This is a genomic window from Streptomyces sp. NPDC059534 (genome assembly GCF_042743475.1).
Lineage (GTDB): Bacteria > Actinomycetota > Actinomycetes > Streptomycetales > Streptomycetaceae > Streptomyces.
Genome location: NZ_JBHWAQ010000017.1, coordinates 154,833 through 173,737 on the forward strand (window position 1 = coordinate 154,833; position 18,905 = coordinate 173,737).

The following is an 18,905-nucleotide window of genomic DNA, read 5'->3' on the forward strand; positions in this document are numbered from 1 at the left end:
CGAGGTCACTCATGGCGACGGCGGACGGGTGGGGTGGAGTGGCGGGGCCGCTGGAGGAGCTCAAGCTGCTGCTGCGGGACCGGCGGGCCGAGCTGGGCATGGCGATGCGTGCTGTCGAGAGGTCGGCGGGTCTGGGGCACACGACCGTCAGCAAGGCGCTCAACGGGCCCGGCGTCCCGACCAGGGCCACCGTGATCGCCCTGGCGAAGGCCCTGCGTACGGATCCGGAACCGCTCCTGTGCCTGCACGGGCAGGTGGTGGAGGGCGAGTCGACGGAGGGTGCGTCGACGGAAGGTGGGTCGGCGGACGCGCGGGCGCCGTACGAGTCGCCGGTACGGGACTTCTTCGGCGATCTCATCGAACAGCACACCCGACTGTTCGCGGGGCGCCGGGACGAGGGCGCCCGGGTCATGGAGTTCGTCCGGGACCGCGCCACCGGCTACGTCTTCGTGGAGGCGCTGTCGGGCTTCGGCAAGACCTCTCTCCTCGCGGATCTGGTGCGCCGACACCCCGAGTTCCGCTACCACTTCATCAGTCAGGCATACCGACGGAGGGGCGGTGGATTCGACCCGACCAGTCCCGAGGACGTCCTGGAGAGCCTGTGTGAACAGCTCGATGCGGCCCATGTGCGCGGTGGCGGGCTCAAGAGCCTGGAACGGCAGTTCCACGCCCTGACGAGGCGTACGCCGCCGGAGCCGACGGTGGTCGTGCTGGACGCCGTGGACGAGCTGGAACCGCCGGACCAACTGCGGACCTTGTTGCCGCGGCGGCTGCCGGAGGGGCTGGTGTTCGTCCTCTCGGGCCGGGCACAGGGCGACCGTTCGTGTCTCGACGACATCGCGCTGTCCCCGGCGGACGTGGGCCTGCATCTGCGCCTGGCCGGGCTCGACGAGCAGGCGCTCGTCGAGCTGCTGAGGATGGCGGGAGGCCGGGCGGCCGCCCTGGCGCGGGACACGGATTTCGTCGCGCGGCTGCACCGCGTCTCGGCCGGCGACCCGTTCTATGTGCGCTTCCTGGTGGAGGACGCCGCCTCGGGTGTGCTCACCCGTGACAACGCCGAACGTGTTCCCACCGGTCTGGAGAGCTATCTGGACCAGCAGTTGGAGCAGCTCAACCGCAGTGCCCACCGGGCCGAGCACGTCGAGATCCTGGGGTTCCTGCTGGAGGCGGGGACGCTCTCGGGCATGGACCTCTGCAGCCTCGTCGAGGGGCTCACCTGGTTGAACTTCGACAGCATCCTGCGGGAGATCCACCGCTTCCTGCTCGTCCACCGCCGGTCGGCTCCCGGCCTCGCACCGCGCCGGGGCAGTGAGGAGTACAGCTTCTGCCACGCACGGTTCCGGGAGTACTTCCGGGGCCGCGCCGGGATCGGATAGCCCATGGCATCCGACCGTTCCCTGCGTGACGACGTGCAGGCGCTGGTGTCCGGCCAAAGGCTCCGCCTCGCTCTGGCCGCCCATGCGCGGAACTGGCGCCAGTGCACCACGCCCTACACGATCGGGAACACCGTACGGCTGGCAGCGGAGGAGGAGCGGGCCGACGACCTGCACGACACGGTCCTCGACGAGCGCTTCCGGCAGTTGCGCCGGCACATGTTCGGGGTCAACGCGCTGCGCGCCGATCTGCACGTGGCACGCAGCTACTTCCTGACCCGGCAGCCCGACTTCCTGAGATACCTGCAGGTCCTCCTCCTGGAGCAGCATCCCTCCGGCACGCCCGAGAGCGCCCTCGCCCAGGAGCACTGCCACGAGTACGCCGACTTCCTCCAGCTGGACCGGCTCCCGCACGAGCGGACCGGCACCGGACTGCCCGCGGTCCTGCGGCGTTTCTTCCCCGACGGCGCCCCCGCCACCGACGGGATCCGCCTGCGTCTGACCGGTTACGAGCTCGGCGACTGGAGCTGCTCGTGCGGCCGGTCGACGGGGATCGCCCGGCGCTACGACCATGTCTGCCCGTGCGGAGCCGTTTCCGGGCACGGCAGGATCACCGGCGAGACCGCGCGCTGCGTCCGGCCCACCTGCGGAGGGCCCGTCGGCTACGTCCGGTGCCCCGACTGCGGGACCCGGGTCACCCTGGCGAACCTGTGGCGGCTGCGACGCGACGGGGCCAGCGCCCACACCTTCACGGTGCCGCTCACACTGGACCTCGTGGTCGAGGACCCGGAGGGAACGAACCGGTCCCGGCGCCTGTGGCTGATGAACGTCCCGATCCCTCTCGGCGTACGGGAACGGGACGGCGAGATCGTCTTCGACCCGCCCGCCGTGTTCTGGGACGGCGAAGGGTCCGATCCCCGCGACGGCGACCGCTTTCTCGGCCTCCAGGACACACTGCGCTACGACGGACGAACCCGTTTGGGCCCCCTCCTCGAAGCCGCGCTGCGCCGCACCCTGCTCGGAAACCGCGGCGCGTACGCCAGGTTCAGCCGCGAACTGCTGCGGACGGTAAGCGAGTCGCCGGATGGGGAGTGGTTTCCCCGCAGGAACCACACACGCGGATTCTGGCTACGGTTGCGCGGGGTGGGCGTGCGTGACCTCGGCGTCAGTGATCTCGTGGGCCACGGCGGTGTCACCGCCCAGGTCACCGTGGTCGCCTCGCCCCGGTTATACGGCAACGCCGTCCTGGTCCACGAGCGGCTGGCGGATCCCGACGCGCTCACCGTCCCGGCGCTTCACCAGGTGTCATCGACCCTGCGCGAGGGCGCCGTCCTCACCGCGAGTCCGCCCCTCGCGGCCGACCGGGACACGGCGAGTCTGGAACCGTGCGGCCTGGCCACCCCGGGCAGACCGGTACGACCCGGGCAACTCCTCGTCGGGGTCTCCTCACCCATGGGCGACCGGCCACCACGCACCGCCGAGGAACGCCTGCTGGCCGCCCTTTTCGGAGACAAGGTACGGCTCGACACCTCGCTGAGGATGCCCGGCCGGCTCCCCGGGCGCATCCTCCAGCAGCGGATCACCGGCGCCCTGGTGACCGACGCCATCCCCTCCGTGCCCGGACGGCACCTCGCCCACGTCGACTACGCGCAGACCCACGTCAGCGTCATCGTCGCCGTGGACCAGCCGCTGCAGCACGGGGACACCCTGGCCGACGACTCCGGTACGCGCGCGGTCGTGTGCGGTGTCCTCGACGGGCCCGCGCTCCGGCGCTTCGCGGGCAGCGCGGACGAACCGGACCTGGTCGTCGCTCCCGGCCACCCTTGGGCCCCTGCCGAGGGCGAGAGGGCCCGGACCGTCCGCCTTCGCCTCGCGGCCCACGGCCTGGCGGGGCCCGACACCGGAGCTCATTCCGCCGGGAACTACTCCATGCGTCTCAACCAGCCGTGGCGGGGCACGGACGGGAACGGCGCGCAGCTGGTCGAGCCCGAGGACTTCCGGTGGCTCGCCGCGCGGGGCGCGCGCCACCTGGCGATGGAACTCTACGGACCGCGCGGCGACTGCACGGACTGGCGGGGAGAGCTGCGGGCGACCCTGGAGTCGGGCGGTGGGCCGCTTCGTCCCCCCGAGGTCCGGGCGCGCTCCCTGCCCGACGCGCCGTCGTATGCCGTCCGCCGACTCGGCCTGACGCTGTGCGGCGCCCGGATCGAGCCGCACCTCGACAAGAGCGGCGTACGACCGCGCCCGATGACCGACGCCGACGTGCTGGCCCTCTCGCACGGCGAGGTGGTGAACGCTTCCCTCCTCGACGTACGCACCGGGCGGCCGGTGGCCGGCGGGCTGCTGTGCCCCGAGATCTTCGGGCCCGACCGTGAGGGCGAGTGCGCCTGCGGGGAACGCCATCGACCCCGGGACGTGGGCCGGCCGTGCGGCCGGTGCGGGCGCACGCTGGTCTCGCCCCGGGAGCGGGAGCGCCGCTTCGGCCACATCGAGCTTCCGTCGCCGGTGCTCCACCCCTGGTACCTCAGCGGCGAGGCCGGCGCCCGGCTCGCCCGCGCCCTGCGCGTCACCGAGCAGGAGCTGCGGCAGACAGCCCACTGCGACCTCCTGCTCGTCACCGATCCCGGTCCCACGACGCTGCGCAGGGGACAGCTGCTCGGCCCCGAGGGCCGGGGCTCCCTGTTCGGCCCAGGGGCGGCCACCGCGGTGACGGGCGGGACTGCGGTGCGGTTCCTCCTGGACCGGGCGGCCGCCACCGGCGCGGCCACCCCCTCCCCCGACGCGGTCCTCGTCCGACGCCTGCCCGTACTGCCTCCCACGCTGCGTCCGCATGTCCTCTCGGACGACCTTCAGATATGGACCAGCGACCTCAACACCCTCTACCGTGGCGTGCTTTCGGGCATCGAGAGCTTCAACCGCAAGGACGACTCCTGGCCCCTGGACGTATGGCTCGGTGCGTACCGCGTTCTCCAGTCCTATGTCGACTCGCTCTTCGACAACGCCCGTGGTCCCGAACCCCTCCGGGGCGAGGACGGCCGGACGTTGCGCTGCCTCGCGGACGGCTTCCTGACCGACCCCGCGAGCACCGGTTCGCTGCGCGACGACTTCCTGCGCCGCTCCGCGGACTACAGCGCCCGGGCGCGCCTGGTGATCGGCCGGCTGCCCGACCGCGCCGAGGACGACACGAGCGCCGACCCGGGCACCGTCGTTCTCGACCGCCACCTGGCCCTCCGTCTCCTCGAACCCCCACTGGTGCACGCCCTCGTCTCCGGCGGCGCGGCCGAAGGGCCGGCGAGTGCACGCTCCATGATCAAGAACGGCTCCGAGAAGGCCCTCCGGCTTCTCGACGCGGTGTGCGGGCGATGCCGAATCCTGGTCGCCTTTCCCCACGGGCCCCACCGGTTGATCGCCCTGCGTCCGCGGGCCGACGAGACACCCGCTCTCCAGGCCGCGCCTCGACTGCTGGACGTCGTCGGCTGGGAGAACCTCGGCGAACCCGTACGGATCTTCGGCGTGTTCACCGACGAGGCGGTCAGGGAGGCGGATCGCCTTCTGACCCTCGACGCCCTGCGTACGGCCCCCGCCTCCCGCCCCCCTCTCCCCAGCGCTCCGACGTCCTTCTTCGAACTGCCCTGCGCGGACCTCCCGTCCCAGCTCGCCGACGCGGCTCTGACCGGCTCTACGCTCCCCCTTGCCTCCGACGACGGTCTCCTGCTCTGCGACCCCGACTGGCTCTCCGACCCGCGGCCGGCACGCGGCGGATCCCGGTGACGTCCGCACGTCCTCGTCACCGGGACCGCCGGCAGGGCTACGCCTCGCAGGTCAGGTCGTCCGCGGGCAGTCGTCCCGTACTCAGGTAGGCGTTGACGCGCTCGTCGACGCAGGAGTTGCCGTACTCGCCGTACAGGCCGTGCTGGCGGGCGCCCTCCACGGTGAGCAGCCGGGCGCTCGGCCACAGTTCGCGCATGCCTTGGGCGCCGGCGTAGAGCGTGCGGGGATCGCCGGTGGCGTTGACGAGGAGGGCGGGGACGTCGTTGTCGATCACGGTCGGCGGTTCGGTGGGCCGGTCCCAGAACTCGCAGGGGGTGATGTTGTTGGCCAGCGGTCCGGCGAGGGGGAAGCGCTCGCGGGATTCCTCGACCGCACGCCAGTAGCTGCCTATGCCGCGCCGCTCGGCCACGTCGCCACAGATGATCGCGGTCATCTGACTGGAGGGGGCCGAGCCCGCGCCGGTCAGCAGGAACTCCAGCTGTCCGGCGAGCGCTTCGGACGGCTCGACCGGCTTCCGGTCCGCAGCCTTGGCCAGGAGGCGTACGGTCTCCGCCAGGGCGGCGCGCCGCTCGTCGAGGTCGCTGCCGAGGCCGCCGATGAACAGTGCGGGGAGCAGGCGCTCGTCCAGCTGGTACGTCCCGCCGATCCGCAGCGGCTTCTGTGCGGCGGCGTCGAGTATGTGCCGCACCGTCGCCAGGACCTTGCCACGCGTGGCGCCGAGCCCGTAGGTGCCGTGGCGTGCGGCGGCCCACGCGGCCCACGCGCGCAGGGCTTCCTCGTTGGCCGCCTCGGCACCGCGCAGCAGGGTCTGGCTGTAGTGCTCCGGGGAGTTGACGCCGTCCAGCACCATGCGGTCGGTGCGGCCGGAGAAGAGCTGTGTGTAGACCTCGCCGAGGTAGCTGCCGTAGGAGTAGCCCAGGTAGGAGAGGGCCTTCTCGCCGAGGGCTGCGCGGATGACGTCCATGTCCCGTGCGGTGTTGCGGGTGGTGACGTACGGCAGCACGTCGCCGTGGGCGCGCTTGCATCGCACGGCCAGCTCGCGTGCGACGGCGACCTCCTCGCGGTAGGCCGCGCGGTCGACGCCCGCGGAGCGGACGAGGGCGGAGCCCAGGTCCCAGCCGCAGTCCAGCGGGGTGCTCCGGCCGACGAAGCGGGGGTCCATCCCGATCAGGTCGTAGCGGTCGGCGACCTCTCCCATGACGGCCGACTTCGTCAGTGGCATGTGGAGGCTGGCGCCGGCCGGTCCTCCGTCGTTGAGCAGCAGCGCGCCGACGCGGTGGGCCGTGTCGGTGGCCTTGAGGCGCGATATGGCGACGGAGACGGTGCGCCCGCCAGGGTCGGAGTAGTCCAGCGGGACGGTGATGTCGGCGCAGTCGGCGCCGGCGACGTCCAGCGCCCGGCCGAGTTCGTCCTCGGCGCCGAGGGCGCAGACGTGCCAGTCGACGTGCTGACTGTGGAAGCGGGCCAAGGGGTCCGGGGCCTTCGCCGCGGCGGTCGCGGTGGTCGTCGCGGTGGCGGCGAGCACCGCCACGCATGCTGCTAAAGCCTTGAGGCGTCGTGAGGTTGACATACCTGCACGCTAGGACGGCGGGCCCATCCGGGGCCTCCGGGACAACCCCGAAAACGGGCAGGGGCGCCCCCTGATTCAAGCCCGACCCACACGGCGCCGCACCCGGACACGGCCCGGGACCGGATGGCGGCCTTCCGGGACAAGGCCCTGCTCAGGGTCGCGTTCGCCTACGGTCCGCGACGCGGCAAGACCCTGATGCTCGTCCTCACCGGCTGGGGCCGTCACCCGGCGGGCCAAGGGCGACGGCCGTGTCGATCGACGCGGCCAGAGGTCGCGTGCCGGGCAGCACGCCAGGCAGCGTCTTGGCCGGCCGGTCCGGTGATCGCAGCGGCCCACGCGGTCGGTCGCGACCCCTGGACCTCCCCTGGACCGCGTCCGCGCGTGTGATGGGATAGCCGCCGGTGCTGGCGGCGGGCGCGCGAAGCTGTCGCGAAGGCCAGAGGAACGAGGGCCGGGGAAGAGGGGGTACGGGGTATGACGAGCGGGCACGAGACTCATGGGACAGCGTCCGGCCCGCGAACGCTGTCGACGCGCGCCCTGGCCCGCGAGGCCGGGCGAGCGCGGCAGCTGCTGGCCGCCGGGGAGTGGCGCCCGGCCATCGCGGACGTAGACGCCGCGACGGCCGTCCTGGACCGCCTCGTGGCCCCGCTCCCGGTCCGGCGGTCGGCGACCGCCCTGGCGGCGGCCACGGACCGGGACCGGCGGCTCCAACGCCTCCTGCGCACCGCCCTCCACCACCTCGACGCAGGCGCCGTCAGTCCGCCCGCGGCCGCCCTCCTGGCGGCCGTCGCACGCGCCTTCCTGCCCTGGCACGCCGTCCCGAACCCACCGCGCGCGGCGGCTGCCCCGAGGTACGGGACCCCGGCGGGAACGGCAGGCGGCCCGGCCGTGGCACCGACGGACGCGGGCGAGGAGCTGCTTCCCGATCTGACCGCGCTGTTCACCGTGCTGGCTTCGGCGAGCCCGCCCGGAACCGTCCCGCTCACTCCCCCGGTCGAGCCCTGGCAGATCCGCCACGCGGGCCGCTTCCGTCGTCACGGCCGACCGACTGCCGGGGTGTGGACGGCCGAGACCTTCCGCTGCCCGGCGTGCGGGGGTGAGGCCGGCCCCTGGACGGTCACCTGCGACTGGCGCCTCATGTCTCTGGGCTGCCCCTGCGGGGCGGTGACCCACGAGCACGCCCTCGCCTTCTCCGAAGTCTGGCTTCTCCTACCGGACATGTGACCCACCCCGCCGAGAACGAGAGACCACTCCGTACACCCCGTTCAGGTGCCGGGGCGGCCGCCGGTTCCGATGTCCAGCAGTTCCAGTGCCTCTTGCCAGCGAAAGCCGTCCGCTCCCGCCTCGCTCTTGGGTCGGTGCGGCGTGTGCGACCCGACCAGGACGCCGATGTCCCGCAGTTGGTCCAGGCTGCGGCCGTAGGCCGGGTGGGCAGCCATGGCCTCGTTCACGCAGGGAGTACGGCCGTCGGGATTCCGAGCCCGTACGCCTCGCAGAGGATGCCCAGGGCGAGGGTGTCGGCGATGCCCGCGGCCCACTTGTTGACGGTGTTGAACGTGGCCGGTGCCACGGCGATGGCGTCGGCCGGGGGAAGCGGACGTTGTTCGCCCGGGCGGCGCCAGGCGGAGCGGATCGGTAGCCGGTATGGCCGTCAGACGTCGGGGTGGTCGCCGGACCGCAGGAGCGCGAGCTGGTGGTGGACGGCGGCGGTGAGTCGTTGCTCGTCGTCGGTGGCGAGGAGGTCGAGCAGGGCGCCTCGCAGGACGGCCAGTGCCGCGGTGCGGCGGAGGACGCCGTCCGGAACGTCTCGTTCCGGCTCGGGCTGGCAGGCCGCCAGGACGTCGAGCCAGTCTTCCACGGTGGCCCTGCCGAATCCGGCCCAGGGCCCGTCCGGCTCGACGAGGGAGCGGGTGTACGCCTCGGCCCACAGCCGCAGCAGTGGTCGGTGTTCGGCCGCCGCGAGCCAGCTCCACACCTGCTCGACCGTGTCGGCCAGGCCGACGAGGTCGGCCAGGCGCAGGCGGGCCGGAAGTTCCAGTTCGTCGGCGCGTGCTCGTTCGAGGAGCGCCCGCAGGAGTCCGTCCTTGTTGTCGAAGAGGAACATCACGAGGCCGGCCACCGGCAGATCCTGATTCGCCGCGCCGACCGCTCGGGCGACCTGGGATGGATGGTGATGGCCCATGGCGAGCTGTACAGCGAACAGTTCGGCTGGAACACGGACTTCGAGGCGCTGGTCTCCGAGATCGTCGCCGAGTACGCGGCCAGGCGCCCGGCTCCCAGGGAGGCGGCGTGGATCGGCGATGTCGACGGCGAACGCGCGGGCTGCGTCATGCTCGTCGACGAGGAGCCGCAGCACACCTTCGGCCACGACCTCGTCGGTCAGACCTGGTCCCTCGACCTCGACCACCCCTGACCGCGCCCTGGCCCGGTATCGGGCCAGGGCGCAACGGGAGGCGGCCCGCGGAACCGAGCCGACGACTCAGCCGAGCTCGGCCGCCACCAGGGCGGCCGCTTTCGCGACCAGGGGATCGACGGGGGCGGCGTCCTCGGTGAACCGTGTGGTCATCACGGTGAGCACGATCGGGCCCCCGTTCGGCGGCCAGGTGACGCCGGCGTCGTTGTTGCCGCCGTACCGGCCGCCACCGGTCTTGTCGGCCAGGACCCAGTCGGCGGGCAGCCCCTTGCGAAACCGCTCGCCGCTGGTCGTGTTGCCGAGCATCCATCGGGTGAGCCGCTCCCGGTCGTCACGCGGGAGCACGTCTCCGAGGAGAAGGCGGCCGTAGGTCCGTCCGATGGCGCGGGGTGTGGTGGTGTCGGTCTCACGCCATGGCTCGGCCGAGTTGAGCTCCGGCTCCCAGCGGTCCAGCCGCGTCACACGGTCGCCGATCGACCGGGCGAATCGGGTGACGGCGGTCGGACCGCCCAGCTCCCGCAGCAGCAGGTTCGCGGCGGTGTTGTCGCTGTAGCGGAGGGTGGCGTCGCAGAGCTCGGCCACGGTCATGCCACGGGCGAGGTTCTCGGGCAGCTCCGTCCTCGGGGAGTAGCCCGAACGCCGGACTTCGGCCGCCGTGTACCGGATGCGCCGCACCAGGAACGTGCCGTCGTGATCGAGGTCGCGCAGCACCGCGGCGACAGCGAGGGTCTTGAAGACCGAGCACATCGGGAACCGCTCATCGGCGCGGTACGCCACGGAGCGCCCGGTGCGCACGTCGTGGGCGAACACGCCCAGCCGCGCGGAGTGCCGCCGTTCGAGCTTCCGTAGCCGCCCGGCGAGTCCCTCCCCACCGGGCGTGGCGGCGTCCGCGATGCCGCCGAGGGGTAACGCCACGGCGAGCGCGGCGCCGGCACCGAGGACGGTGCGACGGGACGGGTCGAAACCTGTGAAGGACACGGTGTTTCCCTTTCCGGAGCGATCACGTCACAGGGAAACACGCACGCGCACCCCCACCCGGTTTCGGCGCGGACCACCGAGCGGGCGGCACTGGTCCAGGACCTGGCCCGGCACGAGGGCGATCGGTCGAAGGGCGTTGTCAGTGGCGCGCGATAGCTTCGGGATTGTTCGAGATCACGGGGTGAGAGGGGTGAATTCGTGGGTGTCAGGCATGCGTTGAGCGTGGTGCTGGTCGACGTCAACGAAGAGGTGGTGACGGCCTGGCGGTCCGCGTTCGCGGACACGCCGGAGGTCGAGATCCGGCGGGGCTCCCTTCTTGAGGTGAACGCCGACGCCTGGGTGTCCCCCACCAACGAGCGGGGCCGGATGGACGGTGGGGTCGACGCCGTCGTCAAGCGCTACCTCGGTGCGGGCATCCAGGTGCGGGTGCAGCGGGCGATCCGCGACCGGTTCGGCGGACGGCTGCCGGTGGGCAGCGCGGTGTGCGTCGCTTCCGGGGCGGACGTACCCCGGTACCTGATCTCGACGCCCACCATGCGCCAGTCGTCGCAGAACGTCAGCGACACGATGAACGTGGCGCTGGCCTGCGCGGCCGCCTTCCAGGCGGTGCACCTGCAGAACCGGGCGAAGCCGGGCAGCATCCGGTCGGTGGCCCTCGTCGGGATGGGCGCGCAGACCGGGCAGGTGCCCGCGAAGGTGTGCGCCAACCTGATGTGGACGGGCTACACCCTCTTCCACGACCACGGTTTCGCGGACTACGACGAGTTGCGGGCCGCGGTACTGGGGCAGCTCGAGGACATCGAGGGAGCGGGGTCCGCACGGCGGGTCCGGATCAACGTGCCGCAGCGTCCTTCCTTTCGCCACTGACCCGACGACCTCGCAGGCCGGTGCCGCCCAGGGCGTGGACACCGGCGACGCTCCTGTCGCAGACGTTCAGCATGCCGGGACGCCTCAGGAGGCGTCCGGTCCGAGTACCGGGAGTTCCACCCTCGTGAGTGATGTCGACGTGACGGCCTCGGGCGATGCCGGTTTCCCGGCCGGAGACCCGCTGGGACTGGCCGACCTGTTCACCGGTGGCGGCGAGCCGTGGCTGCCGCTGCTCGGACCGGTGATCGAGGGGCAGCCGGGAGCCGCCGACTTCATCGGCCCCAAGCGCAGCCCGGAGGTCGTGCCGGTGCGCGAGTTGACGTTCCAGGCGCTGAAGCCGCATCCGCCGGAGAAGTGGAAGGTGGTCGTCTTCGGACAGAACCCGTATCCGCGGGCGGAGAGCGCGACCGGCATCGCGATGTTCGACAACACCTTCAACGACTGGAAGGACAGCCAGTTCGGCCGGGTCGTCAGCATTCGCTGCCTCATCAAGGCGGCCGCGATGTGGAAGTACGGCATCGTCAAGAAGACCCCGATCGCCGACGTCCGCGCCCTGCTGAAGAAGGAGGACACGGTTCAGCCGCCCGAGTGGTTCCAGGCGATGCTGACCCAGGGTGTGCTGCTGCTGAACGCGTCCCTCACGGCGAGCGCCGACGGGGCGATGGCGACCGATCGGCACACGTCGTTCTGGCGCCCCGTGGCCGAGCAGATCGTCGAGGAGATCCTCCGGGCGAAGCAGGACGCGGCGGAGGAGGACGACCGGGGGGTGGTGTTCGCCTGGTGGGGTGCGCACGCCCGGAGTCTGAAGAGGGTCGTCCAGCGGCTGGAGAAGAAGTACCCGGGGGTACAGGTCCGTCACCTGGACCACGCCAATCCTGCCGCACAGGGCGATCTGTTCTGCGAGGGCGACCACTTCGCCCAGGTGAACGACGCCCTGGCGGCGGTGGGGGCCGAGCCGGTCGACTGGCTGCCGCGGAAGGGCTGGGACCAGGGGACGGGCGGGCCCGGCGGGCCGGGGGACGGTGGTGTCGCGCAGCGGATGGGTGCGTTCATCGCGTCCACGATGGAGCTGCATCAGCTGTATCTGGAGCGGCTCACCAGCGTCAAGGACGAGGGCCTCGTCCTGCCACCCGTCACCGGGGTGTTCGACACGCCGCTGATGGACTTTCGGAAGGCCGTCGAGCCGGTCTCACGGGTACTCGCACACCTTGACCGGCACATCGATCTGTCGAGCCGGTTCGGCGAGACGAAGGCCGCGGAGGCGGCGTCCGTGGTGGCCCCGTCCGGGGAGGCCATGAGCGACCTGTCGGCCGACGCGATCTCGGCCCTCTACCTGTACACGTGCGAATCCGGCTTCTACCGCGAGATCAACGCCGTGCTGCGCTCGTCGGACCGCGAGCGCGTGGTCCCGTACCTGCCGTACCTGCGGCTGCTGTTCTCGGCGATGGAGGCGCTGCCCGCGCAGACGCGACCGCTGTGGCGTGGCACTGGATCTGCGGTCCCAGTACCCGCTGGGGCGAACGGTGACGTGGTGGGGCGTGTCGTCGTGCACGTCCGAGCTGGGCGTGGCCCGCGCGTTCCTCGGCGGGCGCGGCCGGCGGACGCTCTTCGAGGTCACGCCCGCGCGTGCGGTGGGAATCCGGCGGTTCTCCGCCTTCACAGGTGAGGAGGAGTACATCCTGGCGCCGGGTACGCAGCTGAAGGTGACGGAGGTGAAGGCCGAACGTGGAGGTCTGTACACCGTGCGGCTGACCGAGCTGGAGGGTGCCGGCCTGGTGTCCTGACATCCCCGGACGGCCCGAGGGGCCGGGCATCACCCGGCACCGTGGCCCGCGGGCGGGGCGGGGTCGCGCCCGCCCCGCCCACGGGTCGTGTCACCACAGCTGGCGTATGACGTATGCGAGGGTGCCCGCGACGCTGAGGCCGGTGCCGTAGGCCAGGCCGCGGAGAAGGTGTGCGAAGGCGGCGCGGCACTGGAGTCCGACGTACCGGGTCAGGCGGCCGGGGCAGGCGGCCGGGGCAGGGCTCGGCCGGGCTCCTGCCGGGGGCTGCCGGACGCTGCCGTGTTCATGTCCGTTTCGGAGGCTGATACCGGCTCCCGCACCCCGGAGGGGAGGAGAAGTGGTTTGACTTGGAGTGCACTTCAACACCTAGCGTCCAGAGCGATGATTCCGAACGCAGGAGGCAGCGGCATGACCGACGTTCCCACCCGGTACCTGGGCAGCTTGGAGGTCTCCGCGCAGGGGCTGGGGTGCATGGGTATGAGCCATGGCTACGGCGCCTCGGACGACGCGCAGTCCGTCGCGACCCTGCACCGTGCTCTCGACCTCGGGGTGACCCTTCTGGACACCGCCGACTTCTACGGTGCCGGGCACAACGAGGAGTTGATCGGGCGGGCCGTCGCCGGGCGTCGCGACGAGGTGGTGCTGGCCACGAAGTTCGGCTTCGCCAACCGCCTGGGCGAGCCGACCAGGATCCGCGGGGACGCCGCCTACGTCCGGCAGGCATGCGAGGCGTCGCTGCGCCGGCTCGGGGTCGACCACATCGATCTCTACTACCAGCACCGGGTCGATCCGCTGGTGCCGATCGAGGAGACCGTCGGCGCGATGGCCGAGCTGGTGCAGGCCGGAATGGTCCGCCACCTCGGGCTTTCCGAGGCCGGCCCGCGCACCCTCCGCCGGGCCCACGCGGTGCACCCGATCGCCGCGCTGCAGAGCGAGTGGTCGCTGTGGACACGGGACCTCGAGGCGGAGATCGCTCCGGTCTGCCGTGAGCTCGGCATCGGTCTGGTGCCTTTCTCGCCGCTCGGACGCGGCTTCCTCACCGGCCAGTACAGCTCGGTGGAAGGGCTGGCCGAGGGCGATGTGCGGCGTAGCCAGCCGCGTTTCGCCGACGGCAACCTCGAACGAAACCTGTCGATCGTCGCGAAGCTGAGGGAACTCGCCGAGGCGAAGGGAGTCACCGCCGGTCAGCTGGCCCTGGCCTGGGTGCAGCGCCGCGGCGAGGACGTGGTGCCGATCCCGGGCACCCGGCGGCAGCGGTACCTGGAGGAGAACCTCGCGGCCCTCGCCGTCGACCTGTCCGCCGAGGACCTCGCGGCCATCGAGGCCGCGGCCCCGCCCGGGCAGATCGCGGGCACACGCCACGACGCGACCAGCCTGACCTTCGTCGACGGCTGAGCCTGCCGAGGCGCGTGCCGGCACGGGGGCTAACTCGGTTACGAGGAGCCAGGGTTGACTGCGCGGAGCCGATCAGTCTCCGCCGCAGCCCCCGCAGCTGCCGCAGTTGCTGCTACAGGAGTCCACGTCCACGCTGTCGACCCATGAACCGCCCCCGCTCCGGGTGTGGTTGCGGATAGGCCGCGGGGGCGGAGGGGGCGGCTTCGGCCGCTCCTTCGTGCGGGCGATCGCCTTTCGGGTGTGGTCGGGCAGCGCCGCACGTGCGCTCTCCGTCTCGTCCCCGCAGTACGTGTCGAGGGCCTTCCAGCGGCGCCGTCTCTCGGATGGCCACAGGCATGCCGGTCCCCACTGCACCATCCAGGCCGCCACGCAGACATAGAACCAGACCAACCTGTCGGCCTCGGGTACGAAGGGCATCGGCGCCTCGGTCACGCCGGCATGGACGCCCATCGCGAGCGCCGTCACCATCGAGGCCGCGAGCATGAGGGTCTGGCTTCTCCCCGACGCGGTCAGGCGCACCGGGGGCGACTCGCGCTCGACGAGTTCCCTGAACCGGATGAAGCGAGCCTCTGCCGGGATCTCGTACAACGTGGTCGGCGCGTCCCGCGGCGTGGTGCGAATCGCTCCCGCCAGGGCACGCAGGGCCCGATCGGTCTGCTTCCTGCCACGGTGGGTGGGCCGCAGCTCGCCGGTGGCGGACACCTTCACCACACCGTCGTCGACGAGCATGCAGACCGCGGTCTCCGCCGCTTCCGCCACTCCCCCGAGCAGGAACGAGGCCCGTACCGGGTGGAGATCCCCGGCGATCAGCTCCTCGACCCTCCGCCGCTCGTCCTTGTCACGGAACCAGCAGTACATCCCGCGCAGTCCGTTGCCCACCACGAAGACCAGTAGCCAGCAGGCCACGATCCCCTCGCTGTCGGTCAGCCACCACTCCACCGCTCTCCCCCAGCCCTCGGCGCAGTCCCCCCGGCCGTACCCGGCGGCCACCGACCGCGCAGACGCGCGGTCGACCCCCCTGCCAGTACCGGACACGCGCATCCACGGCTTGGTTCCCGACCGTGCGGTCGCGCCGCCGATGTCCCGGACCGACAGTGAAAAGGGAGTGCGGGAGCGCTCCCACCGTGGGATCGTCCCCGGACATGCAGACAGAACCGTTCGTTCGCCGCTACCGGGGTTCCGACCGTGCCGAGCTCGCCGAGATCTGTGTGAGGACGGCCCATGAGGGCGAGGACTCCTCCGGGATGTACCCCGATCCGGAGTTGATGCCGACGATCTTCGCCTACCCGTACGTGGAGTTGGAGCCGGAGTTCGCGTTCGTCCTGGACGACGGGACGGGTCGCGCCGTCGGGTACGTGCTCGGCGTGCCCGACACGGCCCGGTTCGCGGTGCGGTTCCGCGCCGAGTGGCTGCCACTGGTCGCGGAGCGGTTCCCCGCGCCCGGTGAGGCCGCCGGGACCGCGGCGGACATGATGGCGGGGCTGCTGCACGCTCCCGAGCGCATGGTCTTCGACGAGCTTGCCGCGTACCCCGCGCATCTGCACATCGATCTGCTGCCCGCGTGGCAGGGCCGGGGCTACGGCCGTACGTTGATGCACGCGCTGCTGACGGCGCTGCACGAGACCGGTGTTCCCGCCGTGCACCTGTGCATGGTGCGCGCGAACACGGCGGCCCGGGCGTTCTACGACCGGCTGGGTTTCCGGCCCTTGGCCGTGCCCGACCCGGGGCCCGTCTGGTACCTGGGGCGGCCGACGGCCGTCGAGGTGTCCTCGGGCGGCTGAGGGAACCCGCCGGCGGTGGGCGTTCGTCAGGGCGCGGCGTCCGGGACCGCCGGCCGGGGAACCGGAACTCCGTGCGGCGGCGACCGGTCGCGCCGGGGCGCAGTACCGGACTCGGGTACTCGGGGCGGTTGGGGGCGTCGGGGAGGTGCTGTGTCTCCAGGCACACCGCGCCGTGGCGGCCCAGGGGGCGGCCGGCCGGGTCGGTGAGGGTGCCGTCGAGCTGGTTGGCCGTGTAGACCTGGAGGCCGGGGGCTGTCGTCCATACCTCCATCACCCTGCCGCCGTCCGGGGAGGCGAGGCGGGCCGCCCGACGCGGCACGTCGGACTCGCGGTCGGCGAGCACCCAGCAGTGGTCGTACCCGCCGGCGGCGCGGATCTGGTCGTCGTCCGCCAGGACGCCGACGCGCAGGCGGCGGGGCGCGGTGAGGTCGAAGGGGGTGCCCGTCACGGCTGCGGCCGGGCCGAGGGGGATGCCTGCCGGGTCGACCGGCAGGTATGCGTCGCCCTGGACCTGGAGTGTGTGGTCGAGGACGTCCCCGCCGTCCGCCGCCAGGTTGAAGTAGGCGTGGTTGCTGAGGCTGACGACGGTGGGGCGGTCGGTGGTGGCGGTGCAGTCGAGGGCGAGGGCGCCGTGGGCGTCCAGCGAGTAGGTGGCCGTGACGTCGAGTGTTCCGGGGAACCCCATGTCGCCGTCGGGGCTGTGCAGGCGCAGCCGGAGCGCAGCCGTGTCGTCGTCGGTGTGCGGTGTCGCCTCCCACACCCTGGCGTCGAAGCCCTCGGGGCCGCCGTGAAGGGCGTGACCGCGGTCGTTGACCGGTATCTCGTGGTGCGTGCCGTCGAGCGTGAAGCGCCCGTGCGCGATGCGGTTGGCGTAGCGGCCGATGAGCGCTCCGAGGTACGGGCTCTTCTCCGCGTACTGGTCGAGCGAGGGCAGTGACAGGACCATGTTCGCGGTGCGGCCGGTGGCGTCGGGGACACCGAGGGAGTGCAGGATGCCGCCGTACGTGAGGATCTCCGCGTAGGCGCCGGAGGGGGATTCGAGTCGCCACAAGGCGACCTCCTCCCCTGCCGGGGTGGTGCCGAACGGGCGGCTGCGGACGGTGGGTCGGGGCATGGGCGTCCTTGTCACGTGTGGGGCGGCGGCAGGGAAGGGGCTCGGCGCGAGGCATGCGCGGGTGCCGTGACTCGGGGGCTGCCCGCGCCCCGGATGCCGCGGCTCGGGGGCGGGCTGCCCGCGGCGGGTCAGTCCCCGGCATCCGTCTTCCGCCGCCCCGCCGGAGCGGCCGGGTGGGCGCCGCGCGTCGACTCCTGGAGGTGCGGCTGACGGACGGCGGGTCGACCGACCGCGTCGACGGCTACTTCGGCATGCGGGAGATCGCGGTCGAGAAGGTCGGCGGTTTCCGGAAGCTGGTCCTCAACGGGAAGCCGATCTTCTCGCTGGCCACGCTGGACCAGGGCTTCTGGCCGGACGGCCTGTACACCCAGCCCAGCGACAAGGCGCTCGCCTTCGACCTGGAAGCGCACAAGAAGCTCGGCTTCAACGCCGTGCGCAAGCACATCAAGGTGGAGTCGGACCGCTGGTTCTACCACGCGGACCGGCTGGGGCTGCTGGTCTGGCAGGACTTCGTCTCGGGTGACCTCAAGGACGACGCCGGCCGCCAGGCGTTCGTGGACCAGGGCCGCGAGATGATGCGCCGGCACCACGACTCCCCGTCGGTCATCGGCTGGACGGTGTTCAACGAGGGCTGGGGCGAGTGGAACCGCGAGGAGACCGGCCGGATCGCCGAGTCGGTGAAGGCGGCCGACCCGTCCCGCATCGTCAACGCCCACAGCGGGGTCAACTGCTGCAACTCCAAGGGCGACTCCGGCAAGGGCGACATCGTCGACCACCACGACTACGACAACACCGACCCCGCCTACCCGGACCGCCGGGCGGCGCTGGACGGCGAGCACGGCGGATTCACCCTGCGCGTCCCGGGCCACATGTGGCCGGGCGCCCCGACGGTGATCTACAGCGGGGTGGCCGACAAGGAGGCGCTGACCCGCAGGTACGTGGAGAACACCGAGCGGTTCTACCTCGAAGCGGCGGGCGCGGAGCTGTCCGGCTCCGTCTACACCCAGATCTCCGATCTGGAGAACGAGCTCAACGGCCTCTACACGTACGACCGTCGGGAGATCAAGGTCGACCCCGACCGGGTCCGCGAGATCAACCTGAAGGTCATCGCCGCCGGCGCGGCGGCCGGGCAGCGCGGCCCGCTCAAGGGCGGTGCCTCCTGGTCGTTCGACGAGGGCTCCGGTACGACGTCCCGCGACTCCGGACCCAACGGCCGGACACTCGTCCTCAACGAGGGGACCGGCTGGACCACCGGAGTCGGGGGCGGCGCGCTGACGTTCGACGGGCAGGGCCACTTCGCCCAGACCGACGGGCCCGTCGTGGACACCACCACGAGCTACTCCGTGTCGGCGTGGGCGACGCTTGACTCCCTGCCGGGGAACTACGCGACGGTGGTCAGCCAGGACGGCCGGCGCCAGGAGAACCCCTTCTACCTCCAGTACGGCCAGGGCGCCTTCGCCTTCAGCACCCCCGGCGGCAACCGTGCCCGCTACGCGACGACGCCCGAACTCGGGCGCTGGTACCACCTGGTGGGCGTACGGGACGCCGCGAGGAACGAGATCCGGCTGTACGTCGACGGCGCCCTGGTCGCCACGGCGGCCCCGGGGCCGGCGGATGTGAGCACCGGTCCGTTCGCGGTCGGTCGCGCCAAGTGGGGCGGCGGGAACGTCGACTTCTGGAAGGGCTCGGTCGACCGGGTGCACGCCTTCGACAAGGCGCTTTCCTCCGAGGAGGTGGCCGCGCTGCACGCGGCCGAGAAGCCGTAGGGCGAAGCCCGGGGGGCGGGCGGGGGGGGGCCCGCGGGCCCCGCGGTGGCCCGGCCCCGCGGGGGTTTAAAACTATACGGGCCCACCACGACG

Annotated in this window: 13 protein-coding genes and 2 pseudogenes; 9 read left to right on the top strand and 6 right to left on the bottom strand. The window is 72.1% G+C overall.

All coding sequences use genetic code 11. The features are described 5' to 3' along the window. Positions 1-11 precede the first annotated feature (11 nt). Positions 12-1,376, top strand: a complete 1,365-nt coding sequence (locus ACFVZH_RS21345) for a helix-turn-helix domain-containing protein (RefSeq protein WP_384899128.1) — start codon at positions 12-14, stop codon at positions 1,374-1,376. Positions 1,377-1,379: 3 nt separating this feature from the next. Continuing rightward, complete coding sequence (locus tag ACFVZH_RS21350; protein WP_384899130.1) at positions 1,380-5,144, top strand: hypothetical protein; 3,765 nt, start codon at positions 1,380-1,382, stop codon at positions 5,142-5,144. Positions 5,145-5,181: 37 nt separating this feature from the next. Here ACFVZH_RS21350 and ACFVZH_RS21355 read toward each other — a convergent pair whose 3' ends face one another. Next, complete coding sequence (locus tag ACFVZH_RS21355; protein WP_384899132.1) at positions 5,182-6,669, bottom strand: alpha/beta hydrolase; 1,488 nt, start codon at positions 6,667-6,669, stop codon at positions 5,182-5,184. A 519-nt stretch (positions 6,670-7,188) separates the two neighbouring features. Here ACFVZH_RS21355 and ACFVZH_RS21360 point away from each other — a divergent pair. Further along, the gene (locus tag ACFVZH_RS21360; RefSeq protein WP_384899134.1) at positions 7,189-7,938 is read left to right on the top strand and encodes a hypothetical protein; all 750 of its coding nucleotides are present in this window, start codon (positions 7,189-7,191) and stop codon (positions 7,936-7,938) included. A gap of 41 nt (positions 7,939-7,979) precedes the next feature. On the opposite strand, the pseudogene ACFVZH_RS21365 reads toward ACFVZH_RS21360, so the two are convergent. Beyond that, positions 7,980-8,350, bottom strand: a pseudogene (locus tag ACFVZH_RS21365) (flavoprotein); the annotation flags it as partial. A 15-nt stretch (positions 8,351-8,365) separates the two neighbouring features. Next, on the bottom strand, positions 8,366-8,833 hold the full coding sequence (locus ACFVZH_RS21370; protein WP_384899136.1) for a TetR family transcriptional regulator: 468 nt from the start codon (positions 8,831-8,833) through the stop codon (positions 8,366-8,368). 48 nt (positions 8,834-8,881) lie between these two features. On the opposite strand from ACFVZH_RS21370, the gene ACFVZH_RS21375 reads away from it, so the two are divergent. Next, entirely contained in the window at positions 8,882-9,127 is a 246-nt protein-coding gene (locus ACFVZH_RS21375; protein ID WP_384899138.1) for a hypothetical protein, read from the top strand. 66 nt (positions 9,128-9,193) lie between these two features. Here ACFVZH_RS21375 and bla read toward each other — a convergent pair whose 3' ends face one another. Next, positions 9,194-10,105: a class A beta-lactamase gene (bla, locus tag ACFVZH_RS21380; protein WP_384899140.1), complete on the bottom strand. Its 912-nt coding sequence runs from the start codon at positions 10,103-10,105 to the stop codon at positions 9,194-9,196. A 198-nt stretch (positions 10,106-10,303) separates the two neighbouring features. On the opposite strand from bla, the gene ACFVZH_RS21385 reads away from it, so the two are divergent. The 3 genes from ACFVZH_RS21385 to ACFVZH_RS21395 all read left to right on the top strand — a co-directional run bounded on the left by ACFVZH_RS21385 (position 10,304) and on the right by ACFVZH_RS21395 (position 14,151). Then, entirely contained in the window at positions 10,304-10,972 is a 669-nt protein-coding gene (locus ACFVZH_RS21385; RefSeq protein WP_384899142.1) for a macro domain-containing protein, read from the top strand. A 124-nt stretch (positions 10,973-11,096) separates the two neighbouring features. Continuing rightward, positions 11,097-12,638: a uracil-DNA glycosylase gene (locus ACFVZH_RS21390; RefSeq protein WP_384899144.1), complete on the top strand. Its 1,542-nt coding sequence runs from the start codon at positions 11,097-11,099 to the stop codon at positions 12,636-12,638. Between the two features lie 526 nt (positions 12,639-13,164). Continuing rightward, entirely contained in the window at positions 13,165-14,151 is a 987-nt protein-coding gene (locus ACFVZH_RS21395; protein ID WP_384899146.1) for an aldo/keto reductase, read from the top strand. Between the two features lie 72 nt (positions 14,152-14,223). Here the strand turns inward: ACFVZH_RS21395 and ACFVZH_RS21400 are convergent, their stop codons facing one another. Beyond that, on the bottom strand, positions 14,224-15,090 hold the full coding sequence (locus tag ACFVZH_RS21400; protein ID WP_384899170.1) for a hypothetical protein: 867 nt from the start codon (positions 15,088-15,090) through the stop codon (positions 14,224-14,226). A gap of 203 nt (positions 15,091-15,293) precedes the next feature. Here ACFVZH_RS21400 and ACFVZH_RS21405 point away from each other — a divergent pair, with 203 nt between their 5' ends. Next, positions 15,294-15,932 (top strand): GNAT family N-acetyltransferase, encoded by a 639-nt coding sequence (locus tag ACFVZH_RS21405; RefSeq protein WP_384899148.1) that lies wholly within the window; start codon positions 15,294-15,296, stop codon positions 15,930-15,932. A gap of 40 nt (positions 15,933-15,972) precedes the next feature. Here the strand turns inward: ACFVZH_RS21405 and ACFVZH_RS21410 are convergent. Beyond that, positions 15,973-17,046: pseudogene (locus tag ACFVZH_RS21410) on the bottom strand (aldose epimerase family protein); the annotation flags it as partial. A 173-nt stretch (positions 17,047-17,219) separates the two neighbouring features. Here ACFVZH_RS21410 and ACFVZH_RS21415 point away from each other — a divergent pair. Continuing rightward, complete coding sequence (locus tag ACFVZH_RS21415) at positions 17,220-18,812, top strand: LamG-like jellyroll fold domain-containing protein (RefSeq protein WP_384899150.1); 1,593 nt, start codon at positions 17,220-17,222, stop codon at positions 18,810-18,812. Positions 18,813-18,905: the final 93 nt, after the last annotated feature.